Origin of the sequence: Roseomonas chloroacetimidivorans (assembly GCF_049629625.1) — a bacterium.
Taxonomy (GTDB): domain Bacteria; phylum Pseudomonadota; class Alphaproteobacteria; order Acetobacterales; family Acetobacteraceae; genus Roseomonas; species Roseomonas chloroacetimidivorans.
The window spans coordinates 247,885-273,394 of record NZ_JBNBZS010000004.1; the positions used below are offsets into that span (position 1 = coordinate 247,885).

Annotated in this window: 27 protein-coding genes and 1 pseudogene; 13 read left to right on the forward strand and 15 right to left on the reverse strand. The window is 69.9% G+C overall.

The features are described 5' to 3' along the window. Positions 1–3 precede the first annotated feature (3 nt). From ACO1BU_RS05125 to ACO1BU_RS05150, 6 genes are all read right to left on the reverse strand, one after another. Positions 4–1,365, reverse strand: coding sequence for a 3-deoxy-D-manno-octulosonic acid transferase (locus ACO1BU_RS05125; RefSeq protein WP_424134835.1), 1,362 nt, complete (start codon positions 1,363–1,365; stop codon positions 4–6). Between the two features lie 16 nt (positions 1,366–1,381). Next, positions 1,382–2,191, reverse strand: a complete 810-nt coding sequence (locus ACO1BU_RS05130) for a lysophospholipid acyltransferase family protein (protein WP_424134836.1) — start codon at positions 2,189–2,191, stop codon at positions 1,382–1,384. Between the two features lie 154 nt (positions 2,192–2,345). After that, positions 2,346–2,915: a C15 family peptidase gene (locus ACO1BU_RS05135; protein ID WP_424134837.1), complete on the reverse strand. Its 570-nt coding sequence runs from the start codon at positions 2,913–2,915 to the stop codon at positions 2,346–2,348. A gap of 151 nt (positions 2,916–3,066) precedes the next feature. Continuing rightward, positions 3,067–3,492, reverse strand: coding sequence for a DUF1489 family protein (locus tag ACO1BU_RS05140; RefSeq protein WP_424134838.1), 426 nt, complete (start codon positions 3,490–3,492; stop codon positions 3,067–3,069). Positions 3,493–3,573: 81 nt separating this feature from the next. Then, a complete protein-coding gene (locus tag ACO1BU_RS05145) occupies positions 3,574–4,551 on the reverse strand; it encodes a tripartite tricarboxylate transporter substrate binding protein (protein ID WP_424134839.1) in 978 nt (325 codons plus the stop codon). Positions 4,552–4,640: 89 nt separating this feature from the next. Next, entirely contained in the window at positions 4,641–5,453 is an 813-nt protein-coding gene (locus ACO1BU_RS05150) for a class II aldolase/adducin family protein (protein WP_424134840.1), read from the reverse strand. A gap of 124 nt (positions 5,454–5,577) precedes the next feature. On the opposite strand from ACO1BU_RS05150, the gene ACO1BU_RS05155 reads away from it, so the two are divergent. The 9 genes from ACO1BU_RS05155 to ACO1BU_RS05195 all read left to right on the forward strand — a co-directional run bounded on the left by ACO1BU_RS05155 (position 5,578) and on the right by ACO1BU_RS05195 (position 15,802). Next, entirely contained in the window at positions 5,578–6,483 is a 906-nt protein-coding gene (locus tag ACO1BU_RS05155; protein ID WP_424134841.1) for a LysR family transcriptional regulator, read from the forward strand. A 123-nt stretch (positions 6,484–6,606) separates the two neighbouring features. Further along, entirely contained in the window at positions 6,607–8,922 is a 2,316-nt protein-coding gene (locus ACO1BU_RS05160; RefSeq protein WP_424134842.1) for a methyl-accepting chemotaxis protein, read from the forward strand. A gap of 108 nt (positions 8,923–9,030) precedes the next feature. After that, positions 9,031–10,035 (forward strand): aspartate-semialdehyde dehydrogenase, encoded by a 1,005-nt coding sequence (locus ACO1BU_RS05165; RefSeq protein WP_424134843.1) that lies wholly within the window; start codon positions 9,031–9,033, stop codon positions 10,033–10,035. A gap of 198 nt (positions 10,036–10,233) precedes the next feature. Further along, on the forward strand, positions 10,234–10,683 hold the full coding sequence (sdhC, locus tag ACO1BU_RS05170) for a succinate dehydrogenase, cytochrome b556 subunit (protein WP_424134844.1): 450 nt from the start codon (positions 10,234–10,236) through the stop codon (positions 10,681–10,683). A gap of 10 nt (positions 10,684–10,693) precedes the next feature. Continuing rightward, complete coding sequence (sdhD, locus tag ACO1BU_RS05175) at positions 10,694–11,083, forward strand: succinate dehydrogenase, hydrophobic membrane anchor protein (RefSeq protein ID WP_424134845.1); 390 nt, start codon at positions 10,694–10,696, stop codon at positions 11,081–11,083. 196 nt (positions 11,084–11,279) lie between these two features. Then, positions 11,280–13,106, forward strand: coding sequence for a succinate dehydrogenase flavoprotein subunit (gene sdhA / locus ACO1BU_RS05180; protein ID WP_424134846.1), 1,827 nt, complete (start codon positions 11,280–11,282; stop codon positions 13,104–13,106). A gap of 83 nt (positions 13,107–13,189) precedes the next feature. Continuing rightward, on the forward strand, positions 13,190–13,972 hold the full coding sequence (locus ACO1BU_RS05185; RefSeq protein ID WP_424134847.1) for a succinate dehydrogenase iron-sulfur subunit: 783 nt from the start codon (positions 13,190–13,192) through the stop codon (positions 13,970–13,972). Positions 13,973–14,058: 86 nt separating this feature from the next. Further along, positions 14,059–15,252, forward strand: a complete 1,194-nt coding sequence (locus tag ACO1BU_RS05190; RefSeq protein ID WP_424134848.1) for a TIGR03862 family flavoprotein — start codon at positions 14,059–14,061, stop codon at positions 15,250–15,252. Positions 15,253–15,352: 100 nt separating this feature from the next. Further along, positions 15,353–15,802, forward strand: coding sequence for a VOC family protein (locus ACO1BU_RS05195; protein WP_424134849.1), 450 nt, complete (start codon positions 15,353–15,355; stop codon positions 15,800–15,802). Here the strand turns inward: ACO1BU_RS05195 and ACO1BU_RS05200 are convergent. Both ACO1BU_RS05200 and ACO1BU_RS05205 read right to left on the reverse strand, forming a co-directional pair. After that, positions 15,779–16,543 (reverse strand): annotated as a pseudogene (locus tag ACO1BU_RS05200) (dienelactone hydrolase family protein). The gene ACO1BU_RS05195 and the pseudogene ACO1BU_RS05200 overlap by 24 nt on opposite strands. A gap of 124 nt (positions 16,544–16,667) precedes the next feature. Continuing rightward, positions 16,668–17,099: an RrF2 family transcriptional regulator gene (locus tag ACO1BU_RS05205; RefSeq protein WP_424134850.1), complete on the reverse strand. Its 432-nt coding sequence runs from the start codon at positions 17,097–17,099 to the stop codon at positions 16,668–16,670. Between the two features lie 226 nt (positions 17,100–17,325). Here ACO1BU_RS05205 and ACO1BU_RS05210 point away from each other — a divergent pair, with 226 nt between their 5' ends. Beyond that, positions 17,326–17,943, forward strand: coding sequence for a pyridoxamine 5'-phosphate oxidase family protein (locus ACO1BU_RS05210; protein WP_424134851.1), 618 nt, complete (start codon positions 17,326–17,328; stop codon positions 17,941–17,943). A 112-nt stretch (positions 17,944–18,055) separates the two neighbouring features. On the opposite strand, the gene ACO1BU_RS05215 is transcribed toward ACO1BU_RS05210, so the two are convergent. Both ACO1BU_RS05215 and ACO1BU_RS05220 read right to left on the reverse strand, forming a co-directional pair. Continuing rightward, on the reverse strand, positions 18,056–18,253 hold the full coding sequence (locus ACO1BU_RS05215; protein WP_424134852.1) for a hypothetical protein: 198 nt from the start codon (positions 18,251–18,253) through the stop codon (positions 18,056–18,058). Positions 18,254–18,255: 2 nt separating this feature from the next. Continuing rightward, positions 18,256–18,390, reverse strand: a complete 135-nt coding sequence (locus ACO1BU_RS05220; RefSeq protein ID WP_424134853.1) for a hypothetical protein — start codon at positions 18,388–18,390, stop codon at positions 18,256–18,258. A gap of 256 nt (positions 18,391–18,646) precedes the next feature. On the opposite strand from ACO1BU_RS05220, the gene cysK reads away from it, so the two are divergent. Next, the gene (cysK, locus tag ACO1BU_RS05225) at positions 18,647–19,621 is read left to right on the forward strand and encodes a cysteine synthase A (protein ID WP_424134854.1); all 975 of its coding nucleotides are present in this window, start codon (positions 18,647–18,649) and stop codon (positions 19,619–19,621) included. A gap of 23 nt (positions 19,622–19,644) precedes the next feature. Next, positions 19,645–20,547 carry an alpha/beta hydrolase fold domain-containing protein gene (locus tag ACO1BU_RS05230; protein WP_424134855.1) on the forward strand — a complete coding sequence of 301 codons (903 nt, stop codon included), beginning with the start codon at positions 19,645–19,647 and terminating at the stop codon, positions 20,545–20,547. Positions 20,548–20,587: 40 nt separating this feature from the next. Here ACO1BU_RS05230 and ACO1BU_RS05235 read toward each other — a convergent pair whose 3' ends face one another. Then, the gene (locus ACO1BU_RS05235; RefSeq protein ID WP_424134856.1) at positions 20,588–21,586 is read right to left on the reverse strand and encodes an ATP-grasp domain-containing protein; all 999 of its coding nucleotides are present in this window, start codon (positions 21,584–21,586) and stop codon (positions 20,588–20,590) included. A 258-nt stretch (positions 21,587–21,844) separates the two neighbouring features. Between ACO1BU_RS05235 and ACO1BU_RS05240 the strand changes: the two genes are divergently transcribed. After that, a complete protein-coding gene (locus tag ACO1BU_RS05240) occupies positions 21,845–23,302 on the forward strand; it encodes an N-acyl-D-amino-acid deacylase family protein (RefSeq protein ID WP_424134857.1) in 1,458 nt (485 codons plus the stop codon). 10 nt (positions 23,303–23,312) lie between these two features. On the opposite strand, the gene ACO1BU_RS05245 is transcribed toward ACO1BU_RS05240, so the two are convergent. From ACO1BU_RS05245 to ACO1BU_RS05260, 4 genes are all read right to left on the reverse strand, one after another. Then, positions 23,313–23,618: an AzlD family protein gene (locus ACO1BU_RS05245; RefSeq protein WP_424134858.1), complete on the reverse strand. Its 306-nt coding sequence runs from the start codon at positions 23,616–23,618 to the stop codon at positions 23,313–23,315. Next, complete coding sequence (locus tag ACO1BU_RS05250; protein ID WP_424134859.1) at positions 23,615–24,376, reverse strand: AzlC family ABC transporter permease; 762 nt, start codon at positions 24,374–24,376, stop codon at positions 23,615–23,617. The genes ACO1BU_RS05245 and ACO1BU_RS05250 overlap by 4 nt, the downstream gene beginning before the upstream one ends. 72 nt (positions 24,377–24,448) lie before the next feature. Next, complete coding sequence (locus tag ACO1BU_RS05255) at positions 24,449–24,643, reverse strand: con-10 family general stress protein (protein WP_424134860.1); 195 nt, start codon at positions 24,641–24,643, stop codon at positions 24,449–24,451. 136 nt (positions 24,644–24,779) lie between these two features. Next, entirely contained in the window at positions 24,780–25,436 is a 657-nt protein-coding gene (locus ACO1BU_RS05260; protein WP_424134861.1) for a regulatory protein RecX, read from the reverse strand. Positions 25,437–25,510: the final 74 nt, after the last annotated feature.

Genomic DNA, 25,510 nt, shown 5'->3' on the forward strand with positions numbered 1-25,510 from the left:
TCCTTATCCTGATGCCGCCCCGGCGCCCGCCCCGGATGGGGTGGCGGGGGGCAGAAGGGTCTCGATCGCGGCGGCCATCCGTTCGGGCAGGGCCCCGGCATCCGCCGCGATCCGGGCGGCGGCCGTGGTCATGGACCGGGCCCGGGCCGAATCGGTTAGCACGTTGCCCGCCGTCTCGGCCAGCGTGGCGGAATCCGCCACCCGGAGCGCTGCCCCGGCCCCGATCAGCCGGTCGGCGATGGCGGTGAAGTTGGTGGTGTGTGGGCCAAGCAGGATGGGGCAGCCCAGCCGGGCGGCTTCCAACGGGTTCTGCCCGCCATGGGGGACAAGGGAGCCGCCGATCAGCGCCGCGCCGGCGACGCGGTAGAGCAGCCCGAGTTCGCCGAGCGTGTCCGCGACATAGATTTCCGTGTCCGGTTCCGGCAGCGCATCGGCGGAGCGCAGCGCGACCGGCATCGCGGTGCCATCCGGGAGGGTTTCCAGCTCCCGCGCCAGAGCAGGGCCGCGCTCGGGATGGCGGGGCGCGACGATTGTCAGCAGGTCGGGAAGGCGGGCGCGCAGGCGGGCATGGGCCTCGGCGACCTGGATTTCCTCGCCGGGATGGGTGCTGGCGGCCAGCAGCACGGGGCGGGCGCCGATCGCGCGGCGAAGCGCGGCAAGCGCCTCATCCGGCGCGGGTAGCGGGCGGGCGGCGAATTTGAGGTTGCCCCAGGGCCGCGCGCCGGCCGCGCCCAGGGCGCGCAGGCGGGCGGCGTCCAGCTCGGTCTGCGCGATCACCAGGCGGAAGCTGCCGAAAAGGCGCCGTGCTGCCGAGGGCACCCACGCCCAGGCGCGCGCCGACCTTGCGGAAAGCCGCGCATTCACCAGGGCGATCGGCACATCCCGTGCGGCGGTGGCCAGAATCAGGTTCGGCCAGATCTCGCTTTCAATGAACACCGCCGCGTCCGGGCGCCAGCCATCGAGGAAGCGTGTGACATGGGCAGGTACGTCCAGCGGCACGAAGCGGTGCTGCACCCGTGGCGCGACCGGGGCCGGCAGCCGCGCGGCCAGCAGCTTCGCCGCCGTGACAGTGCCGGTGGTCACCAGGAAACGCAGGGCCGGGCGAGTGGCGGCCAGCGCCTCGATCAGGGGGATGGCGGAAAGGCTTTCCCCGACGCTGGCGCCATGCAGCCAGAGCAGGGGCCCGGGCGGACGGTCCGCGCCCTCGCCGCGGCGCTCATTTAGCCGGGTCGGCTCTTCCTTGCCACGGCGGGCGCGGTGGGCGAGCCAGAGGGGCAGAAGGGGCGCGGCCAGGCAGGTCGCCACGCGCCAAGCCAGCAATGGCAGGTCACCGCGCCAGCCGCCAGTCAGGGGCGGGGCGCTCAAGCGTGGCGGGCCGGTGTCACGCCGCATTTCCATGCGGGGCGGCGGAGGGCGCAGCCGTTTCCGGCGGCGGGAAGGCGGGTGGGGCACGGCGGGCCAGAGCCTGGGCGGCGGCGAACTCCGCCTCCGCGCCCTTGCCGGCGCGGCGCGCCTCAGCCCAGGCATCGGCCGTGTCGCAGGCCTCCGTCAGCGCTGCCTCTACCGCCGCGCGCCCGGCCTCGGCGGCGTGGGGCGGCACGGTAAAGGGCGGGTGCAGCACGATCAGGCCGCGCGCGAAGGGCAGGGGGATCACCATCCGGTCCCAGGAGCGAAGGCGGAAGCTGCGCGTGGTGGCGGCCGCATAGGGGAAGACGGGAGCACCGGAAACGGCGGCGAGCTGCCCCACCCCGGCGGCGGCCACCCGGCGCGGCCCGCGCGGACCGTCGGGGGTAATGGCCACCACCCCTTCCTTGCGGAGGATTTTCAGCATGGTCCGCAGCGCTTGGCTGCCACCCTTGGAGGTGGAGCCGTAGATCATGTCGAGGTCGAAGCGCGCCACCACCTCGCCGATGAAGACGCCGTCCCGGTGCTGGGAGACGAGAACCTGTGGCCGTTTGGGGCGCAGGGCCGGCACCAGCCGCTGCATCCCGATCCAGGGGCGCGGGCCGAGGGCGATTCGCTCGTGCCAGAAAGACAGGATGATGGGGCCCGGCCGCTCCCGCAGGGCGGCGATGGCCGCGTCTCCCACCAGGGTCCAGCGCGTCGTGCGGTGGACCAGGGCGATGTAGAGCCCCAGCAGCCAGGCCGCGAGCGCGAGGAAACGGGGATGGCGTGTCAGGCGCCGGAGCATCGGAGGGGTGCCATGGGGGAGGCGCCCGTAGCATGGGTGGGCCGCGAGGTCACGGGCGGGCATGAACCGGCCGTCGTGTCTGGGCGGCGTCAGCCATCACCGGGTGGACGACACAGTCCGGGATTGTGGTAAGGCGGCGGCCCGGCCTGGGCTGCTACCGGCGGTGCAGCGCCTGCTCCATCTGGTCCAGCAGGCGGAAAACCTCTCCCGTGTAGCGCTCATAAAGCGACCGCACGCGCCGGGCGTAGCCAGGGAGGGCCTCCCCGAGCACCGGCGGGATATGCGCGAAGGCGACCGGCACGCCGCCCTGCTGCCGGGCCCAGCGCAGCGCCTCCAGATGGATACGGTTACACCAGTAGCCGCCCATGCTGCCGGGATTGCCGACCTTCTCGGCCTTGGCACCCAGGGCGAAGCTGGATTCCTCGACACGGTTGAACCAGCCGGCCGGCACCAGCCCCGGGCGCTCGATCGCATTCGCGAAGGGCTCGAGGATCACATGCTCCGAGGTGAGCCCGCCCTCGCCCATGGCGAAGACGCCTGACCATCGCTGGCTCGCCAACAGGGCGCGAAAGGCCTTCAGGCCCTCATCGCCGACCTGAAGCAGCGCACCGTGATAGCGCTTGGGCCGCTGGGCCAGGACGCGGTTGAGCACCTCCTGGCTGGCATTCGTGCCAGCGAGCCACCCCTTGGGGCCGAAAGGGGCGAACCCCGTCAGCAGAATCATCCCGTCCCAGCCCTCTCCCGGATCAGGCAAACCCAGTGCGCCGTTACGGAATCATACCGTATCGAGCTTGGCCTGAACACCGGAGTTGCCGGGTACAGAGATGCCTGGACCAGCGGGAAGAGCCTGATCCAGGGGAGGCGCTGGCAGGGGCCTAGAGCAGGCCGAGCATCGCCAGTTCGCGGCGCAGCTTCGGCGGAAGCGCCTCGATGCCTTCGGCCGCCACATCGCCTTCCCGCAGGTCGGGCGGTGCGTCCTCGGCCGCCAGGTAGCGCCAGCCCTGGAAGGCCTTCACCGGACGGGACTGCACCCGGACCAGTCCGGGCTGGAGAATGAGTGCGGAGGCGGCGGTGCCGTCGGCGCGCTTGACCGGCTCAATCGCCAGAATGCGCTGGCGGACGCAGAGGATGCCGGCCACCACCCAGTAGATGGAGCCGCCCTCCAGGATTTCCGGCGCCCGCTTGGGGGTCATGCGGGTGACGTGGCGCAGCCCCTCCGCGCTGCTGGCGCGCTGGGCTTGGCCGCGCTCCAGGGCGGCTACGTCCTTCGGCCCTACGGCCAGCTTGATAAGATGCAGCACGCCCCGCGATCTGCGCCCTGCGCTGCCCCGGCGCAAGGCGGGTCTTGCTGCCGGGTGGCGTGGGGCGGGGCCGGTCTCCGGTCAGGCCTCGCGCCAGGGCAGGACCTTCCACAACTCGCCGTAGCGCTCATTCTGCGCCTTCAGCTCGTTGGTGAAGGCCACGGCGTCCAGGTAGCGCAGCGGCAGAAGCTGCTCATCGGCCAGGCGGATGAATTCAGGGTCCTTCATCACCTCGCCCACGGCATCCGACAGCACGCGCATGACCTCAGGCGGCGTGCCGGCCGGCGCAGCCAGGCCGCGCAGCGCGCCCTCTACCAGGTCGATCCCCTGTTCGCGCATGGTCGGGATCTCGGCTGCGCCGCTCCAGCGCTCCCGCGCCATCTGGCCGAGGCAACGCATCAGGCCCTGGCGCAAGTCTGGCGCCCCTTCGCCCATGTTCAGCGCGCCAATGTCCACATCCCCCGCCACCACCGCCTGCCGCACGGCGGAGGAGCCGGAATAGGGCACATGGGTCAGGCGGACGCCTGTCGCCCGTTCCAGGGACAGGATGGCGATATGGTCGTCCGAGCCGACCCCCGTCGTGCCATAGGTCAGCGCACCCGGCCGGGCGCGCGCGGCGGCGAGCAGCGCCTTCAGGTTGGCATGCGGGCTCTTCGCGCTGACGAAAACGCCGCCCGGATCATCCACGACATTGGCGATGGGGGCGAGGTCGGCCATCGCATACTGGGTGCGGCGCTCCATCGGCATCGTCAGGATGGTCGGCGCGTTGATGAAGCCGATGGTCAGCCCATCCTTTCGGGCGCGCGCCAGCGCCGCATATCCGATCTCTCCGCCCGCGCCGGGGCGGTTCACCACCACCACGGGCTGCCCCAGGCGGGGCTCCAGCAGCCGCGCCACGGTGCGGGCGGCGACATCCGTGCCGCCCCCGGGGGCAAAGGCCACGATCATCTCCAGCGGACGGTTGGGCCAGCCGGCGGCGCGGGCAGGGCGGGCGGACCCCGAGGCCAGCGCCGCGGCGGCTCCGGCCAGGAGGGGAAGCTTGCGGCGGGTGATTATCACGCGGGACGTCTCCGGGGATCGGCTTGGGGCCGGATCGGTTGTTCTGAATTTTCCGGGCGCGGGCACGGCGGGTGCCCGGCTGCTATGCGTCAGTCGAAAAGGTCCGGGTCGGTCCGGCACACGCGGTCATAGATCGGCTGGAAGTGCAGCCAGGCCATGAAGGGGGTCGCGAGGTGGTCACGCGAATGCGCGGCGGCCTCGGGCGGAACCATCTTCAGCGGATGGCCCGACGCCTCGGCCTTGAGCTGAATCTCGCAGGCGCGCTCGGCGGCGATGAACCACCAGGCGGCCTCGTCCACGCTCTCCAGCCCGGCGCTGAACAGCCCGTGATTCTGGTGGATGGCGATCTTGGCCTTGCCGAAGGCGGCGGCCACGCGATGGCCCGCCGAGCGTTCCACCACCACGGCGCCCGCTTCCTCCGTGATCACGGCCTGGCCGTCGCCATAGAAGCCGCAGGCGGTCTGGGTGATCGGGTCCAGCGGGCGACCCAGTGCGGCCCAGGCCATGCCGTTCAGCGTGTGCATGTGGCAGGAGGCCAGCACATGCGGATTGGCCTCGTGGATGGCCGCGTGCAGGACAAAGCCCGCGCGGTTCACCGCCCAGCTTCCCTCCAGCACCTTGCCGTCATGGTCCACCAACAGAAGGTCGGAAACCTTCACCCGCCCGAAATCCATGGCGAAGGGGTTGGTCCAGTACAGGTCGGGGTGCTCGGGATCGCGCACCGTGATGTGGCCGGCGAAGCCGTATTCGTAGCGCAGGTTGGCAAAGACGCGGCAGGCGGCGGCCAGGCGCTGCTTCCGGTGCAGCCGCTCCTCTTGCACCGTTTCGAACACCGGCGGCGTCGGGAAGTAGAGCCCCTCCTGGTCCGGCTGGTAGATTGAGCGCTTGCGCACGACATTCATGGTGACCTCTCCTCCTGCCGCGGCGCGCTGTGGCGGCGCCTTCTGCCTGGGAGGGAAGGCTGGCAGGGCCGATCATTGCCGTCCAATGCGGTTTGCCGGCATTATTGATGCCGCGAGGGCATCAATGCTGGATCTCCGTCAGTACCGTTCCTTCGTGGCCGTGGCAGAGGAACTGCATTTCGGACGCGCCGCGGCACGGCTCCACCTCGCCCAGCCCGCCCTGACGCGGCAGGTGCAGGCGATGGAGGCGCATCTCGGGATCAGGCTGTTCCAGCGCACCCAGCGGCGCGTGGCGCTGACACCGGCCGGAAGCCTGCTGCTGGACCGCGCGCGGTCCATTCTGCGCGCTGCGGCCGAGGCAGAACGGGACGCGCGCCGCGCGGCGGCGGGGGAACTGGGGCAGCTGACAATCGGCTTCGTCCACTCCTCGACCTATGGCCTGCTTCCGGACCTTCTGCAGCGCTTCCGCCTTGCCTGCCCCGGGGTAGAACTGCAGTTGCGGGAGATGCGTACCCCCGAGCAGATCGGCGCCATCGCGAGGGAAGCCATCGATATCGGCCTGATCCGTCCCTTCAATCTTCCGAAGGAAGTGGAGGCGGCCCCGATCTTCGAGGAGAGCTTCATCGTGGCCTTGCCGGCCACCCACCCATTGGCCGGGCGCGGTGCGCTGACACTGCTGGAGTTGGCGGAGCAGCCCTTCGTCATGTTCTCCGAGCACGAGAGCCCGATGTTCCATTCGGCCACGGTGGCTATGTGCGAACGTTCCGGCTTCCGGCCCCGCACGGCGCAGGAAGCGACCCATGTGCATACCGTGCTGGGGCTGGTCGCCAGCGGCTTTGGCATTGCCATCGTGCCGGACATCGTGAGGCGGCTGTCCATGGCGAATGTCGCCTATGCGACCATCGCCGACGGGCCGCCGCCCATCCAGGTGCTGCTCGCCTGGTCGCGATCCGGGCGGACGCCGGCGAGCGAGGCCTTCCGCCGCGTCGCCCAGTCCTATCTGCGGGAGGGCGCGGTGCGGCGCGCCTGAATGTCTTTTTCCAGGCTTGGAAGGGCAGCATCGGTGGCAGCCTTCGCGAGCCGTCTCTTACCGGTCGGTTAGGGAATTGTCGGCAAACTGCGCGCCAGTCACAGCCAGGAGCCGGCCCTCGCCATGCGCGCGTTCCAGAACCTTTCCGTCGCCCGGAAGCTCGGCGCCACTGCCGGCCTGGCGATGCTGCTGCTGACGGGGCTCGTCGGCCTCGTCTGGTCCGAATTGCAGGGGGTGGCACAGCAGCAGGACGCCCTGCGTACCGCCTCCCGCGTGCTGGCCCTGGTGGAGCAGGCGCACGGTCGTGCCGCCCAGGCCCCCGTAGCGGAGGCCGAGCTGGGCCATGCGCAGGACCGGGCCACCGCGGAGGCCGCCGCGCGGAAGGCCCTCGAGGATTTGTCCGCGGCCCGGAGCCTGGCGGAGGAGGCCGCGGCGGCAACGGCCCTGCCGGCCGCGCGCGACGCGGCGCAGGCTGCCATCCCTGTCACGCGCGCCTATGAGGCCGCCATCACCCGGATGCTGGAGGCGCGCCGCCGCATGATCGAGGCGCGCGATGATCGCCTCTACCGCCTTAACAGCGAGTTCGACCAGGGGCTGGAGGCCGTGCTGGGCGCGCTGGATTTCGAGGTGCCCGACCGGTCCCAGATCGATGAGATGCGCGGCCGCGTGATGGCCTTCAGCAACGCCGCGAACGAGGTGCGCCTGGCCGTCCAGCGCTTCCTGATCACCGGGGAGGAGGTGCAGGCGCGCCGCGTGCGCCGCGCCATCGCGCAGCAGCGGGTGCATCTGCGGGGCGTGCTGTCCTATGGCATGTCGGACCGGTTGAAGGAGGATGTGGGCCGCCTCGGCACCGTGGCGACGGGCCTGTCGGAGGCTTCGGAGACGATCCTCGCGACACTGGATGAGCTGGCCAAGATCCGGCAGGAGGCGACGGAGCCCGCCGCCGCCGCGGTGCGTGCGGCCTTCAGCGAGGCCAACCGCTTGCTGCGTGACGACGAGGTCGCGCGGCGCGGCGCGATGGACAGGGCGCTGAAGGATGTGGAGGACTTCACCCTCTGGATTGGCTGCGCCGTGGCGCTGATCCTGCTCGCCTCCTCCTGGGTCAGCGCGCGGGCGATCGGAGGGCCGCTGCGCCGCGCCGCCGCCCGGGTGCGCGCCATTGCCTCGGGTGACACCGCCGCGGGCGGCGCGGAGGAGGCGCGCGACCGCGCGGCCCGGGACGAGACCGGCCGGATCGCCGCCGCGCTGGAGGATCTGCGCGGCACGGTGGGGCGCGCCTTCGCCCAGGCGCAGATGATCGAGCAGATGCCGCTGGGCCTGATGGCCGCCAATCCCGATCTGGTCGTGACGCATACCAATGCCGAAATGGGCGTGGTGCTCGCTCGGCTGGGCGTAACCGAGACGGTGGTGGGCCGCCCCTTGGACGCACTGCCGATGGAGGGGCTGACGGAGCTGCGCGCCCTGCTGTCCGATCCCGCCACCCTGCCGTATCGCACGCGGCTGCGGATCGGGGTGGAAGTGGTCGATCTCCAGGCCTCGCCCATTACGGATGGCACAGGGGCCTATGCCGGGCCGATGCTGACCTGGCGTCTGGCGACAGAGGAGGCGCGCCTGGCCGACACCTTCGAGGCGGAAGTGGGCGCCGTGGTGGAGAACCTGGCCGGCCAGGCCGAGCAGCTGCGCCGTGCGGCCAGTGAGGTGCATGGCACCGCCGACCGGTCAGGCCGCGAGGCCGCGCAGGTGGCCGAGGCCGCCGCCCGGGCAAATGGCGAGGTGGGCGCCGTAGCCGCCGCCGCTGAGGAAATGGCAGCCAGCATCACGGAGATCACCCGCCGCGTGGCCGAGGCAGCGGAGGTGGCCGCCCAGGCCGTTTCCGAGGCGCGAGCGACGGACAACACGGTGCGGGGCCTGTCCGACAGCGCGGCGCGGATCGGCGATGTGGTGCGGCTGATTGGCGACATCGCCGGCCAGACCAACCTGCTGGCGCTCAATGCCACGATCGAGGCGGCGCGGGCCGGCGAGGCCGGGCGTGGCTTCGCGGTGGTGGCGAGCGAGGTGAAGACCCTGGCCGCCCAGACCGCCAAGGCAACGGAGGAGATCTCCACCCAGATCCAGCAGATGCAGGCTGCCACGTCAGGCGCGGTGGAGGCGATCCGCGGCATCGGCGAGACGGTGGAGCGGACCAGCGGCATCGCGACCGCCATCGCGGCCGCGGTGGAGCAGCAGGGCGCAACGACGCGGGAAATTGCCCGTAGCGCCGCCCAGGTAGCCGGGGGTACGGATACGGTGAACCAGGCCATCACCGGCGTTCGGGCCGCCGCGGAGGAAACGGGGGCCGCCGCCGGCAGCATGCTGGCCGCTACGGAAGCGCTGGCCGGGCAGACCGTCATCCTGCGGGAGAAGTCAGCGGGGTTCCTGCAGGCGGTCCGTGCCGCCTAAGCGGAGGGGCGCCCCGGGTTGCGAAACCGGGTCGCCACACCCTATTTGCCCGCCTGCCCTTCCCGGCGGCCAGTCTCGGCAGGGAATGCCGGCGGGAGAGTTTGTTGCATGGTTCATCGGATTGCGGTCGCCGGCGCCACCGGACAGATGGGGCGCGAGATCGTCAAGACCCTGGCGGAGCGGGAGTTCCCGGCCGCTTCCGTGGCCGCGCTGGCTACAGGCCGCGCGGTGGGGGGGGCGATCTCCTATGGCGAGCAGAACCTGCCTGTGACAGCGGTGGAGCGGCATGACCTGGCCGCGACTGATCTTCTTTTCCTCGCGCCCGGCACGCCGGCGCCCGTTACCCTCGCCCGCAAGGCGGTGGCGGCCGGCTGCGCCGTGGTGGACGCGACGGGCATGGGTGATCCCGACGCCCCCGTGGTGGTGCCCGAGGTGAATCCGGGCGCCCTGGCCGCGAATCCACGAATCGTGGCCTCGCCGCCCTCCGGCGCCGTCCTGCTGGCCATGGTGCTGCACCCGCTCCAGGCGCTGGGCGGGCTGGTGCGGGTGGTCGCCACCTCACTCGATCCAGTTTCCGGCCTCGGCAAGGACGCCATGGACGAGCTGTTCAGCCAGACCCGCGGCATCTTCGTGAACGACATGGCGACCCCCGAGCAGTTCACCAAGCCGATCGCGTTCAACCTGATCCCCCATGTCGGGGAGTTCGGCGAGGGCGGGCTGACTGATGAGGAGGAGGCGATCGCGGAGGATGCGGGGCGCCTGCTGGGCGGCGTGCCGGTGGCCGTCACCTGCGTGCGGGTGCCGGTCTTCATCGGCCAGTCGCTCTCCATTCACGCCGTTTTCGACCGGCCCGTGGAAGAGGCCGAGGCGCGGGAGGCCATCCGGGGTGCGCCGGGCCTGACCCTGCTCGATCGTCGGGACGATGGTGGGTACATCACCCCGCTGGAGACGGTAGGGGAGGATCCGATCTTCGTCTCCCGCCTGCGGGCCGACTCCACTGTGCCGAATGGCCTCGCCCTGTGGTGCGCGGGGGACAACCTGCGCAAGGGCGGCGCGCTGAACGCCGTGCAAATCGCTGAGGAGATGGCCCGCCGGGGCGCACTGCGCGGCTGAGGCGCCAGGAAGCCTGCGGTTACAAGGGTCTGGAGCGTGTGGGTGGTCTCGGACCGCCGGCGCCCTTGGGTTCCCATTTGCGACTTCTTCGCAACATGTTGATTTCGTGCAATTGACGCTATGCGGTGCCGCACCATAAAAGCCCCGCAGCCCCGCGCGGAACTGTCACGCGCGGCGAGCGAGAATGCAGGACGCCGCATGGCCCATTCCAACGACTCGCGCGAGGCCGTCATGATCGGCCGCCGTACGGACGGCACCATCGTCCGCCGGCCGCTCTCTCCGCATCTGCAGGTCTATGACATGATGCAGATGACCAGCGCGCTTTCCATCATGCACCGCATCACCGGCAGCGCCTGGGCAGTCGGACTGGTCTTCTTCGTCTGGTGGCTCGCGGCTGCCGCGGCGGGGCCGGATGCCTATGCCGACGTGCAGTGGTTCATGGGCAGCTTTATCGGCGTGATCGTGCTGTTCGGCATTACGGTCGCGGCTTGGTACCACGTCCTCGCCGGGGTCCGGCACCTGATGTGGGACTACGGGTACGGCTACGATATCCCGACCACCTACCGCACCGGCTGGCTGGTCATCATTGGCACGGGCGTGATGACGGTCCTCACCTGGATCGTAGCCATCATCGCCTGGGCATCGTGAGGAGGCGCGCATGAGCGACCATCAGGCCCGGCTCCAGACCCCGCTCGGCCGCGTCCGGGGCTTCGGCTCCGCCAAGAACGGCACCCATCACTGGTGGATGCAGCGCGTCACCTCCATCGTGATGCTGCCACTGGTCATCTGGTTCACCTTCTCCATCGCTGCCCATGCGGGCGAGCCCTATGAGGTGATGGCGGAGTGGATCGGCCGGCCTTTCAACGCCGTGCTGCTTCTGGTGCTGATCACCATCGGTTTCTATCACACGGCCAGCGGCCTTCAGGTGGTGGTGGAGGACTATGTCCGCCCGGACCGGGCTGTCATGGCGGTGAACCTGGCGGTCAAGTCCATCCTGACGCTGCTGGGCCTCCTGGCAGCGCTGTCCGTTCTCCGGCTGGCCATCTGATGGCCTCCGCGCGGCACCCTATCCCGGACCGCGCCCCGGCTACCTATATTCCGAATCAGGCCGGGCGCCCGCGCGCCCGGCTTCCGCGCCTTCCCGGGCGCGCCGAGTTCAACGCCCCCCGTGGCGCCGTATCAGGCGCCTCCCCGGGCGACAGCACATGCGCCGCGACCGGCGCCAAGACCGACGAGAGCCCGCGATGAACGCCATCAGCCAGCCCCCGCGCCCCGGTATCAACGGCGGCGCCTACCGGATCGTGGATCATACCTATGACGTGGTGGTGGTCGGCGCCGGCGGCGCGGGGCTTCGCGCCACCTTCGGCATGGGGGCGGCCGGTCTGAAGACCGCCTGCATCACTAAGGTCTTCCCCACCCGGTCGCACACCGTGGCTGCCCAGGGCGGTGTCGGCGCCTCCCTCGGCAATATGGGCGAGGATGACTGGCGCTGGCACATGTACGACACCGTGAAGGGGTCGGACTGGCTGGGTGACCAGGACGCCATCGAGTACATGTGCCGAGAGGCCGTGCCGGCGATCATCGAGCTTGAGCATTTCGGCGTGCCGTTCTCCCGCACCGAGGACGGCAAGATCTATCAGCGCCCCTTCGGCGGCCACATGCAGCATTACGGCAAGACGCCGGCGATGCGCGCCTGCGCTGCCGCCGACCGCACGGGCCACGCGATCCTGCACACGCTGTACCAGCAGTCGCTGAAGCATAACTGCGAGTTCTTCGTCGAATACATCGCCCTCGACCTGATCATGGACGAGGAAGGCGCCTGCCGTGGCGTGATGGCGTGGAACCTTGAGGACGGCACGATCCACCGCTTCCGCGCCCAGACGACGGTCATGGCGACGGGCGGCTTCGGCCGCGCCTGGTTCTCCTGCACCTCCGCCCATACCTGCACGGGCGATGGCAATGGCATGGTGCTGCGCGCTGGCCTGCCGCTGCAGGACAATGAGTTCGTGCAGTTCCACCCGACCGGCATCTATGGCTCGGGCTGCCTTGTCACCGAGGGTGCGCGCGGCGAGGGCGGTTACCTCACCAATTCCGAGGGTGAGCGCTTCATGGAGCGCTATGCGCCGACGGCGAAGGACCTGGCGTCCCGCGACGTCGTCTCCCGCGCGATGTCCATGGAGATCCGCGAGGGGCGTGGCGTCGGCCCGCTGAAGGACCACATCCACCTGCATCTGGAGCATCTGGGCGCGGAACTGCTGCATGAGCGCCTGCCCGGCATCTCCGAGACGGCGAAGATCTTCGCCGGCGTGGATGTGACGAAGGAGCCGATCCCGATGCTTCCGACCGTCCATTACAACATGGGCGGCATCCCCACGAACATCCATTGCGAGGTTCTGCGCCCGACGCCGACCGACCAGGATGCGACGGTGCCCGGCCTGATGGCGGTGGGCGAGGCGGCCTGCGTCTCCGTGCATGGCGCCAACCGCCTCGGCACCAACTCGCTGCTCGACCTCGTGGTTTTTGGCCGCGCCGCCGCGCTGCGCGCCAAGGACACGATCAAGCCCGGCGCCACCCAGGCGCCGCTGCCGCAGGGCGCGGGCGAGAACGCGCTCGCCCGTCTGGACCGCGTTCGCTACGCCAAGGGCAGCACGCCGGTCGCCGAGCTGCGCGTGACGATGCAGCGCACGATGCAGGCCCATGCCGCGGTGTTCCGCACCTCTGATCTGCTGAAGGAGGGTGTGGAAAAGATGGCGAAGGTGGCCCAGGGCTACAGCGACATCCGCATCGCCGACCGCAGCCTGATCTGGAACAGCGACCTCGTCGAGGCGATGGAGCTGGACAACCTGATCGGCAACGCGCTGACCACGGTTGTGGGCGCCGAGGCCCGGCATGAGTCCCGGGGCGCACATGCGCATGAGGACTATCCCGAGCGCGACGACCAGAACTGGATGAAGCACACGCTCGCCTGGGTTGATGACAAGTATCAGGTGCGGCTTGACTATCGCGACGTGAAGATGCGGACCCTCACCAATGAGGTTCAGGTCTTCCCGCCCAAGGCCCGCGTTTACTAGGGCGTGGTTCACCACGCTCTAGCCCTTTATTGGATCGCGCGATTCACGCCCTCGGCGGTCGCGCTCTAGGAAGCCCGGAACCCATGGCGACCTTTACCCTTCCGAAGAACTCCACCGTCTCGACAGGCCAGACCTACAAGGCCGAGGCGGGCGCGAAGAATGTCCGTTCGTTCAAGATCTATCGCTGGGATCCAGACACGGGCGAGAACCCGCGGATGGACACCTACGAGATCGATCTCGACAAGTGCGGTCCGATGGTTCTGGACGCGCTGATCAAGATCAAGAACGAGGTGGACACCACGCTGACCTTCCGGCGCTCCTGCCGTGAGGGCATCTGTGGTTCCTGCGCGATGAACATCGACGGGCTGAACACGCTCGCCTGCCTCAAGCCCATCGAGGACGTGGCCGGTGAGGTGCGGATCAACCCGCTGCCGCATATGCCCGTGGTGAAGGACCTGGTGCCGGATCTCAGCCAGATCTACGCCCAGCTCACCTCCATCCAGCCCTGGCTGAAGGCCGACACGGCCCCGCCGCCGGACAGCGAGCGGCTGCAGTCCAAGGAAGAGCGCGCGAAGCTCGACGGGCTCTGGGAGTGCATCCTGTGCTTCTGCTGCTCCACCGCGTGCCCCTCTTACTGGTGGAACGGCGACCGTTATCTCGGCCCGGCCGTGCTGCTGCAGGCCTATCGCTGGATCGCGGACTCCCGTGACGAGTACACGGGCGAGCGCCTGGACCAGCTCCAGGATCCCTTCCGCCTGTACCGCTGCCACACCATCATGAACTGTGCCCGGACCTGCCCGAAGGGGCTGAACCCGGCCGAGGCGATCGGCAACATCAAGATGCTGCTCGCCGAGCGCGAGGGCTGAGAAAAGGCCGGGGGAGGGTATCCCCCGGCTTCCTTTTTTACTTTGTCAGTCTGAGGTGCGCCGTTGAGCATGCGCGCCAACACGCCGTGAGGGTCGCGATTATCGGTGCCGGGCCGGCGGGCCTCGCGGCGGCCGAAAAGCTGGCCGAGGCCGGCGCTGTGGTCACCGTTTTCGACCGCATGGCCTCTCCCGCCCGCAAGTTCCTGCTGGCCGGCCGGGGCGGGCTGAACATCACGCATTCCGAGCCGCTTGACCGGTTCCTCGACCGCTACGGCCCCGCCCGTGCGCGTCTGGAGCCCGCCATCCGCGCCTTCCCGCCCGAGGCGCTGCGCGAGTGGTGCCATGGCCTCGGGCAGGAAACTTTCATCGGCTCCTCCGGCCGGGTCTTCCCCACCGCTTTCAAAGCCGCGCCGCTTTTGCGCGCCTGGCTCCGCCGGCTGGACGGGCTGGGCGTACGGCTACACGCCCGCGCGCAATGGGAAGGCTGGAGCGAGGACGGCGCGATCCGCTTCGCCGACGGTCGGGCCGAGCGGCCGGACGCGGTTCTCCTGGCCTTGGGCGGCGCCTCCTGGCCCAGGATGGGATCGGATGGCGGCTGGGCGCCGGTACTGGCGGCCCAGGGCGTGCGGGTGCTGCCCTTCTCCCCGGCCAACGCCGGTGTGCTGATCGCCTGGTCCGATCTCCTGCGGGAACGTCATGCCGGCACGCCGCTCAAGCGTATCGCCCTTTCGGTCGGCGAGGCGCGGGTGAGGGGTGAAGCGGTGCTTACGCGCTCCGGGCTGGAAGGTGGGGCCGTTTATGCCCTCTCCGCCCCGATCCGCCTGGCCCTGGCCGGCAGCGGGCCGGTCCTGCTGCATATGGATCTGCGGCCTGACCTGTCGGTAGAAGATTGTACGACGCGGCTGGCGGCACCGCGCCGGGGCCAGTCCCTTTCTAACTATCTGCGCCGCAGCCTCGCCCTGGCGCCTGTCGCGGTCGCGCTGCTACGGGAAGTAGGGGCGGTGCCCCAGGATCCAGGCGCGCTCGCCGCGCGGATCAAGGCGCTTCCCTTGCCGCTGACCGGCTTCGCGGGCCTGGATCGCGCGATTTCGACCGCCGGAGGAATCGACTGGACAGAAGTTGGCGGCGATTACGCCCTGCTGAAGCGCCCCGGCACCTTCGTCGCTGGGGAGATGCTGGATTGGGAGGCGCCGACCGGTGGCTACCTTCTCCAGGCCTGTTTTGCCACGGGGCGTGCCGCCGCCGAGGGCGTATTGCGGCATCTCGCCTCCCGCGGCTGACCACCCGCGCCGTTCCGCCGGGAGAATGGACTGGCGCCGCCGCCGCTCTGCATGCTGTCCTCCTGTCCTAAGCTGCCTGTCCGAGGCAGAGGAGGACTGCTTGAAGCTCAACCCCTATCTGTTCTTCGATGGGAACTGCGAGGAGGCCTTCCGCTTCTACGCGAAGATCCTGGGCGGCGAGATCATCGCCATGCTGCCGCATCGCGGCACGCCGGCCGAGGCGCATGTGCCGCCGGAATGGCAGGACAAGATCATGCATGCCAGCATGACCGTTCCCGGCGGCGTCCTGATGGCTTCCGATGCTCCACCGGGTCAGCATAATAAGCCTCAGGGCTTCTCGGTCGCGCTGCACCTGAACGATCCGGCCGAAGCCGAGCGCATCTTCCATGCCCTGGCCGAGGGCGGCCAGGTGCAGATGCCCTTCGGGGAAACCTTCTGGGCTCTCCGCTTCGGCATGTTGGTGGACCGCTTCGGAACGCCCTGGATGGTAAACGTGCACCGCCCAGCCGAGGCCGGGCACCCAGCCTCAGGCCACGCCGTTAGCCCTTAGGAATTCCAGCATCAGCCGCCATCCGGCCTCGGCCACTTCCTTCCGGTAGCTCGGGCGGTAATCGGCATGGAATCCGTGCGGAGCGCCTGGATAGATCACGAGCGTGAAGCGCTTGCCGGCTCCGCGCATTGCCGTCTCCATCTGGCGGAGATCCGAGACCGGGATGCCCGTATCGGCCTCGCCATAGAGGCCGAGGATCGGGCATTTGATATCCGCCACCGACCGCAATGGCGTGCGCGGCGTGATGGCGCTGGGCTGCCCGCCCACAGGGCCGTACTAGGCGACGCCCGCCTTCGGCCGGGCATTCTGCGCGGCATATTCCCACACATTCCGCCCGCCCTGGCAGAAGCCGATGATCACCAGCTTGTCGGCATTGCCGCCATCCGCGGTGGCCCAGGCGCAGCTGGCGTCCAGGTCGCGGAACAACTCGTCATCCGCCTTGCGCATGGCGATGGCGGCGGCGGACTGCACATCCGGCGCGTTTTTCGGGTCGCCCTGCCGCACATAGTAGTCGGGCGCGGTAGCCGGGCAGGTCACGATCGCCCGCCGGGACATCACGTCGCCAGCGACAAGGCCGTCTGTGCGTGTGGTCACGATGGTCTGCGCCACCACCGGCCCGGCTGCGAGAGTATAACCGGCACCGATTCCCACCGAACCGACAAAGCTGCGGCGCCCCAGCCGCTCGAAGACCGGCGGTGAGATCATTTCCTCCGCGGGCGGCGTTTCAGTCCGGCTGGTCATGGCGGGCTCCTCCGGAAGCGCCGCATCCTACACAGGCCCGCCCCGCCGATGCGCCGGGATTCCGGTGCCACACGCCCCGGTGGGGCGGCGGGGTTCCGCGACGTGGAAACGAGCTGCCGGTTCCTCAGATCGCGAAGTTCAGCGGCTCGGCCGATGGCCGCTGCAGCCCGGCTGCCTGCGCCCGGCGGAGCAGATCCTCTAGGGTCAGTCCTTCCAGCCGTTCGCGAAGGGCCTCGTCCAATTCACCCCAGAGGGGCGCCACGACCTTGCCGTGCAGCGCACCTGAGAGATCGCTGCTGCCCTCCATGCCATCCGCCACAGCCGCGACAGCCTCGGAAAGGCGGATCTCACGCGGGCGGCGGCCGAGGCGATAGCCACCGCGCGGGCCGCGCACCCCCTCCAGCAGTCCGGCGCGGGAGAGGGCCTGGAAGACGGGCTCGATTCCCCGGCGTGCGGCGCCCAGGCGATCTGCCACCTCGGCGCCGCCGGCCACCGGGCCATTCGCCCCGCGGCCGGCATGGAAGGCCACGTCCAGCAGCACGGAAATGGCGGTCATGGCGCGATCCTGGCGCAGGAGTCGGAAGGGCTGTTGCATCCTCTCTATCTACGCATCTGAGGCGTGGATATCCAGGGTGGCCCTGACGGATATGGACAGGTGGGCCACCCCTCCACCGGTCCCTGCCGGCTGTCCAGTTAGTTGGGCGACACTTCCATGACGGCAGTCCAACGCCCTTGCGCAACGCCGCCACCGGGCGCAGCACAGCAACAGAAAGGACTGTCCCATGCCCCACATCATCGACAGTGTCGCACAGCTTGAAGCCCTCTATGGCGTGCCGAACGACGCCTCCACCGTGAAGGAAGTGCCCGTGATCACGCCGGAATACAGGGCGATGATCGAGGCCTCGCCCTTCGCCGCGCTGGCGACCAGTGGGCCGGAGGGACTGGACTGCTCCCCGCGCGGCGACCGGGTGGGGGAACTGGTGCGCGTCGCCGATGCGCGCACCTTGCTGATGCCGGACCGGCGCGGCAACAACCGGGTGGATTCGCTGCGCAACATCGTGCGCGACCCGCGTGTGGGGCTGATGTTCCTCATCCCCGGGCACGGCAACGCATTGCGGGTGAATGGGCGCGCGCAGATTTCAGTCGAGCCGGCGCTGCTGGAGAGCTTCGTGGTGGAAGGAAAGGCACCGCGCAGCGTGATCGTGATCGCCGTGGAAAGCGTCTATTTCCAGTGCGCGCGCGCGATCATCCGCGCGCGGCTATGGGAGCCGGAGGCGCAGGTAAAGCCCGGCAGCCTGCCGACCCCAGGTCGCATCCTGGCTGCGCTGAGCGCCGGGACGGTGGGTGGTGAGCCCTATGATTCCACCTGGGCGGCGCGGGCGAAGGAAACGATGTGGTAGCAGGCGGGCCATCAGGCCCGGCCGGCTTCTCACCCCGCGACCTTCCAGGCCAGCAGGAGCGCGCTGGCCGTGAACAGCGCGGCGCGCCAGGATAGATTGATCCAGCGCCATGTCATGCGTCGTGGCGAAGCCCGCGGTTGCGCATGAGCACGAGTCGCGCAACGCGGGCGGCCTCGGCCGGATTGGGAAAAGTGCTGCCTTCCAGATCTTCCAGCACCGGATCGGTCGCGAGGAAGAGCCAGTCGAGCTCCCGCGCGACGGCAACCCCGACGAAGCGTCCATCGACGCTGATGGGGCGGGATGCGTGCATGATCACGGCCCCCCAAATGCACGCAGCACGACAGCGTCGATATCGAGCTGGCGCGGCGGCATCGCGGCCGGCGGGAAAAGGGTGTTGAACAGATTCCGCAGGCGCAACAGGGCGCCACGGCGCGGGATGGGGAGCATGATTGCTATCTCCTGGCCGCAGGCGGGCCCGGGTCGAGGACGGAAGTTGGAGTGGCGCGTCGTTCAGCGCCGACAAAGCGTGACGGGAGCCATCCGGGCCTCCGCTGGGAGTGTCGCGAGGCCTCTATGATCCGGCGCTGGTGGGGGTGGGGTCAACGAAATGGAACGATCGATTTTCGTGCTGTTTGGGGGATGATCCTGTCGTTGGCGTGAGATAGGCGGTGGACGGCGCCGGAATGCCGCGATAAGGCCCCTCATGCCCGCCGAAACTGCCCCGCCCGCCAATCCACCGCGCGGCCGCCTCTATGGCAGCGTGCTGGAGACCGTTGGCGCGACGCCGCTCGTTCGCCTGCCTCGGATTGAGGCCGCAGAAGGCCTCCCCGCCCGCCTCGCGCTGAAGCTTGAGTTCTTCAACCCGCTTGCCTCGGTGAAGGACCGTATCGGCCTGGCCATGGTGGAGCAGGCCGAGCGCGAGGGGCTGATCCGCCCAGGCGAGTCCACGCTGGTGGAGCCGACCTCAGGCAATACCGGCCTGGCGCTGGCCTTTGTGGCGGCAGCCAGGGGCTACCGGCTGGTGGTGGTCATGCCTGATGGCGCCAGCGAGGAGCGGCGCAGGATGATGGCGTTGCTGGGGGCCGAGCTGGTGCAGACCCCGGCGCGACGCGGCATGGCGGGTGCGATCGAGAAGGCGGAGGCCATCCTCGCTTCCACCCCTGGTGCCTGGATGCCGCGGCAATTCGACAACCCCGCCAATCCCGACATTCATGCCCGCACCACGGCCGAGGAGATCTGGGCGGATACGGACGGGGAAGTGGATGCGGTGGTGGGCGGTGTCGGCACCGGCGGCACGCTGACCGGCATCGCCCGCGCCCTGAAGCCGCGCCGGCCCGGCCTGCGCGTGATTGCCGTGGAGCCTGCCGAATCCGCCGTGCTCTCGGGCGATGAGGCAGGGCCACATGATATCCAGGGCATCGGCGCGGGCTTCTGCCCGAAGGTGCTGGAAATGGACCAGATGGACGCGATCATGCGTGTCTCCGAGCGCGAGGCCATTGCCGCCGCCCGCCGCTGCGCGCGGGAGGAGGGGATTCCGATCGGCATCTCCTCCGGCGCGGTGCTGCATGCGGCGCTGCAGGTGGCGCGCGATCCGGCGATGGAGGGAAAGCTCGTGGTCGGCATCGCCGCCAGCTTTGCCGAGCGTTACCTCTCGACGGAGCTCTTCGCCGGGCTCTGAGGAGCCAATGAGGAGGTCGCTGGGTGCCCAGCCTGCGTGCGTGGATGATGATTGCGCTGATGCGCGCGGCCGGGATGAAGCGGAAGGCCAATGACACCGGGCGCTTTCGGGATCGGGTACGGGCCATCCAGGCGCGGGGGCCCGCTCAGCCCGGCCGAGCCCGGGAAAGGCGGCTGCGCATTAGAAGGGAGAGCTTCGGCGGCCATGAGGTCTTCACGGCCGCCCCGCGTCAGGGCGGCAGCCGCCACCACATCCTGTATCTGCATGGCGGCGCCTATGTCTTCGACCTGCTGCCCGTCCATTGGCGGGTCATCGAGGGACTGATCCGGCGCACCGGCGCCTCCGTCACCATTCCGCTTTATCCGGTCGCCCCGGATCGTTGCTGGCAGGACGCCCTCGGCATGGTCCAGCCGCTATATGCCAAGCTGGCCCAGCGGTACGGGGCGGAAAACCTTGCGGTGATGGGGGATTCCGCCGGGGGCGGGATGACGCTTGCCCTGGCGCAACAGCTGCGCGATGCCGGTGAGGCGCTGCCGCGATGCCTGGTGCTTTTCTCGCCCTGGCTGGATGTCGGCACCGACGATCCGGGCGTGATGGCCGTCGAGCCGCGCGACCCGATGCTGTCCTCAGCGGCGGCCCGGCTGGCCGGGTCCTGGTATGCGCGGGACCTGCCGCTGGATGATCCGCGGGTCAGCCCGATCTATGGTTCCCTGGCCGGGCTGCCGCCCATGGCCGTCTTCACGGGCACGCGCGACATGCTGCTCGCCGATGCACGCCGGCTGCGGAACAGGGCGGCGGAGGAAGGCGCCCGGCTCGATTTCCACGAGCAGGACGGGCTGTTTCATGCCTGGGTGCTCTTCCCCATCCCCGAGGCGGAGCAGGCCATGGACGAAGCCGCAGCCTTCCTGAAGGCCACACGCCCATAGGGACGGGGCGGCCGCGCCGTGGCGGGGCCGCCCCGTCCGGTCAGGCGGCGGCGCGCTGAGTCTTCGCCAGCTCGTTGCCCAGGAAGGTGGCGATGGCGCCCGGGCCGGAGCGGTCCGTGCCGGCCAGGCCGGCCACCGCCTCGGCATCGGGGTTGTAGTTGGTATTGGTGTTCACGTCGTAGGTCAGCACCTGACCCTCAGGCGTGCGAATGAACTCGATGCCCGCGACCTCCACGCCATTCGCGGCCAGGAAGCCTTCCAGCCGCTCGCGCTGCCGGGGATCGATGCCTTCGGGGATCACGCGGAAGCGGGGCGCGGCCGCCGGGGTCTCGCCCACCGGGCAGAAGGCATCGCCAACTGCGGCGGAGGGGGCCGGCACCTCGCAGACATCGGCGGGGCACAGTTCGAAGCCCGAGGAGGTGTTCACCTCCACCGCATAGAGGAAGCGCCCGCCCACGAACTCGGCGCGGGTGATGAAGGGACGCTCGGAACGGATGTAGTCCTGCAGCAGCCAGAGGCCGTCCGCCGGCAGCTCATCCTCCGGCGCGTCCGCCAGGAAGGCGGCCAGGGCGTCCGGGTCGGAGAAGAGGCGCACGCCCAGGCCCTTGCCACCACGGTTGGGCTTCAGGATCAGCGGGCCGTTGCCATAGCGGCGGCGGGCGGCGGCGACCACGTCATCGGCCTCGCCCCGCACCACCACCGTGCCGGGCACGGTGATGCCTGCGGCTTCCAGCGCGGCATATTGCCGGGCCTTGCTGATCTCCAGGTCCAGCGCCCGCGGGCCGTTCACCACGCGGCGGCCAAAACGCTCCAGCCAGGCCAGGACAGCCGCCGTCAGCTCCGCGGAGTAGCGGTGGCCGCGCGTGTGGGAGGAGGCGGACATGCGGTTGTAGAACACGCCTTCCGGCGGCGGCTGCGAGAGGTCGAAGGCGCCGGAGGAGAGGTTCCATTCCTCCCAGGGCAGCCCGCGCTGGTCGAAGGCGCGCGCCAGGGGCGGCAGCCATTCCGGGTTCTCGTGGATAACGTGGATTTTGGACAAGGCAGGCGTCTCCGGGAGCAGCTGCGATGTAGCACCGGGGATGAGCCGATCAAGATGCGTGGCTTTTTCTATTTCACGAACAATCGGGCTTGTGGCCTCCTTTTGCGGGAGGACGGCCGGGTGGTCCGGGTCTCCGGGCCCCGGGGCCCCCTGGCGGCCCGCCTGAGCCGCCGGGTTCGGGGGATCGGTGCCGGGCCGAAGCCCTTGGCGCCGCACCTGGTCCGACCCATGCTGCCACTCCCGCCGGACGGAAGCCCCATGCCCCTTCGCTGCGACCTGATTATCCGGGATGCCATGCTGATCGACGGCACCGGCGGCCCGCGCCGCCGCGGTGATATCGGCGTCCGGGGCGACCGCATTGTGGCCATGGGTGACCTCTCGGCCTCCGCGGCGGATCGCGAGGTGATGGCGGAAGGCCTCGCTGTGGCGCCCGGCTTCATCGACGCCCATACGCATGACGATCAGGTCGTGCTTTGCGGTCCCGCCTGCATGGTCTGCAAGACCAGCCAGGGCGTGACCACCGTGGTGACGGGCAATTGCGGCATCAGCTTGGCGCCCGTGCCGATGAAGGAGCGCCCGCCCGCGCCGCTGGACGGTGTGTGCGATCCGGAATGGTGGATTTTCGACAGCTTCGCCGCCTATGCCGAGCGTCTGCGTTCCACGCCTTCCTCCGTGAACACGCTGGCGCTGATCGGGCACATGTCGCTGCGTGTGGGCGCCCTGGGGCGCGACACGGACCGGCCGGCGACCGATGGCGAGGCGGAGCGGATGCGCCGCCTTCTCGCGCAATGCCTCGCCGAAGGTGCGGCGGGCTTCTCCACCGGCCTGTTCTATCCACCCAGCAAGCATGCGCCGACCGATGAGGTGATCGCGGTGGCGGAGGCGCTGCGCGGCACTGGCGGCCTCTACGTTACGCATATGCGGGACGAGGCGAATGGCGTGCTCGATTCCATCGAGGAAACGCTGAGGATCGGCGAGGCGGTGGGAGCCCCCATCGTCATCAGCCACCACAAATGCGCGCAGCCCGAGAATCACGGCCGCTCAGCCGAGACGCTGCCGCGGATCGAGCGCCATGCGGAGCGCTATCCCGTGGCCTTCGACGTCTATCCCTACACCGCCTCCTCCACCTCGCTCGCGGCGCGCAAGCCGCGGCCCGACGTGCCCGTGCAGATCACGAGCTCCGTGCCGTATCCCGAGATGGCTGGGCGGATGCTCGCCGACATCGCGGATGAATGGGGCGTGTCGCTGGAAGAAGCGGCGCAGCGCCTCGCGCCCGGCGGCGGCGTGTTCCACAACATGGCGGAAGAGGATGTGCGCCGGATCATGGCGCATCCGCTGGCCATGATCGGCAGCGATGGCGGGCCGCTGGCGAAGCAGCCGCATCCGCGCCTCTGGGGAACCTTCCCACGCGTGCTCGGCCATTACAGCCGCGATCTCGGCCTCTTCAGCCTGGAGGCGGCGGTGCATAAGATGACGGGGCGCACGGCTTCCGTGTTCGGCATTTCTGAGCGTGGCGTGCTGCGGGAAGGCGCCTTTGCCGATCTCGTGCTGTTCGACCCAAATACGGTGCGCGACCGCGCCACTTTCGCGGAGCCGCGCCAGCCGGCGGCAGGGATCCTGGAAACCTGGGTGAATGGCCAGTCCGTCTACACCCAGGCGGCCGGTGCGAGTGACACACCGGCCGGGCGGCTGTTGCGGCGCGAGGCGATGGCCTGAGCCGGACTTCCTACAGCCCCGCCCAGCGCAGCGCCGCCATCGCCGCCACCCCGACCACGATCGACACGCCGAAATTGCCCCAGCGCGCATGCGCGGCCGCGCAGGGAATGCTCGCCAGCGTCGCCGCCAGATCCTGGCGCGAGAGCGCGAGCGCCACATAGGAGGCGAAGAGCGGGGCGGGGAGGTTACGCAGCAGTGCATCAATGAAGGGTGGGGTCCGCACCGCCCGAAGCACCGCATAGCCGCCCGCGCGGCAGAGATAGGTGACGAGGCCCATGGCGAGGATCGCCAGGGTCACGTCCCAGCGCATCGTCATGCCTTCGTCCCCTTCTCCTGTCTGTCGCGGTCACGGCTCTCCCGCAGGGCGGCCAGCGTGGCGCCCGCGAAGGCGCCGACCAGCAAGGGGAAGGGTGCCGGCACGCCCAGCGCCTGGGCCGCCACGGCCGCGGCGGCTGCCAGGATCCAGGGCGGCAGATCCTGGCGTGGTGAGCGCCACAGGGCGACGAGGATGGCGACGAAGCTGGCCGTTGCAGCAAAGAAGAGCGGGTGCTCCGGCGGAAGGGCCACCACGGAGCCGAAGACATGCCCCGCGCCAGCGGAGGCGACCCATCCGACCCAGGTGAAAAGCCCCAACCCGAAGAGGAAGCCCGCATCGCGTCCACCCGCCCGGTGCTCCGCAACCGAAAGGGCGAAGGAGTGGTCCACGGTGAGGAAAAGCGATCCCCAGAGCCGCCAGCCCCGCAGCGAGTCCAGCCAGAAGGCCAGCGCCGCGCCGAGCGGAACCATGCGAATGTTCACGAACAGGGCGGCGACGGCGACAGCGAGGATGTCCGGCGGGTCGGTCCAGAGTTCCAGGGCCAAAAGCTGCGAGGCGCCGGCGAAGACGACGCCACTCATCAGCAGTGTCTCGGCCAGGCTCAGCCCGTGGCGGAGGGAAATGACGCCCACGATCACGCCGAATGGGGCGATCCCGAGGAGCAGCGGCACGCCGCGCCACACCCCGCGCATGATGCCGGCCCGGGTGAAAGTGATCCGCATGGGCGCCGTATAAGCACGAAGGGGGGCGGACGCCATGCGCCCACCCCCCTCTCATGACCGATCTGTAGCGGAAGCGGCAACGCGGCAGGGGCCCCTGCCGGCGCGCCGTCAGTGGGTCTTGTGGCTTCTATGCCCGCCCTTGCGGCCAGCCGCGGCCGCGCGCTCCGGATTGTTGGCGAAGTTGTTGGGATCGTGCTCCTTGCCGCTGCCCACCGTCTCTTGCGAGACACCCTTCTTGCCCTCGGCGGGATCGTGGCTGCCGGCGTGCTTGCCGCCCTGCGTCTGCAAATGGCTGGTGGCCATGGCGAAGCACCGGCTTCTTGCATGGGGCCTTGCCGGGGCCCGTGGGTAAACGCGACCCGTCCGGCAGGTTTGCTCCTGTTCCGCCGCAGCATTCCCTAAGCTGTCCCGATGCCGGAGCAGCAGCCATGATCCGGTTCTAGCCTCGCCGCGCTTCGATGATGCGTGCTTCTGCCTCGGCAGGATCGAGGTCCAGCGCGGCCTCGGCCACGTCGCGCGGGAAGCCGGCGCGGGCGAGGGAGCCCATGGCCTTCAATCGGGCGGCGCGGGCGGCCTCGGGCTCCTCCGGTGGATCGGGATTGAAGGGACCCTGGCGGCGGCGGCGCAGATGGGCGAGGGCGGCGGTCACCTCATCCGTCGCGGCTTCCTCCAGCGTCTCGGACGCCATCTCTCCACCGACGCCCTTGGCCGCCAGATGCGCGGCGATGGCGCGGCGGGACCGGCCGGCACGGGAGAGGCGACGTGTGCGGGCGGCGGCGAAGGCCGCATCATCCACCGCCCCAGCGGCCACCATACGTCGCGCCACGACGATCGCCGCCGCGCGACCCTGCGCGACGATCGGGGCAATGATCTCCGGTGCCATGCCTTCGCGTTCCGCCCGCTGTGCCCAGCGGCCGACGCGGCGCTGTAGCACGCGGGTCAGTCCGGCCTCGGTGGCGGCGAAGCGGGCCAGGTGGTTCAGCGCGGCCTCATGCAGCCGGGCCTCGGTCGGGGCGGGACCGGCCGCCGGCGGCCGGCGCTCGCGCGTGCCGCGCCGCGGACCCTTTGGGCGGTCCTCTGGTGGGGTGGGGGGCATGCACCAAACCTGCCACGGCACGGATGGTGATGGGAGGGCAAGGGCCGAAACTGCTCTCGGGCAGCCGGCGTTCC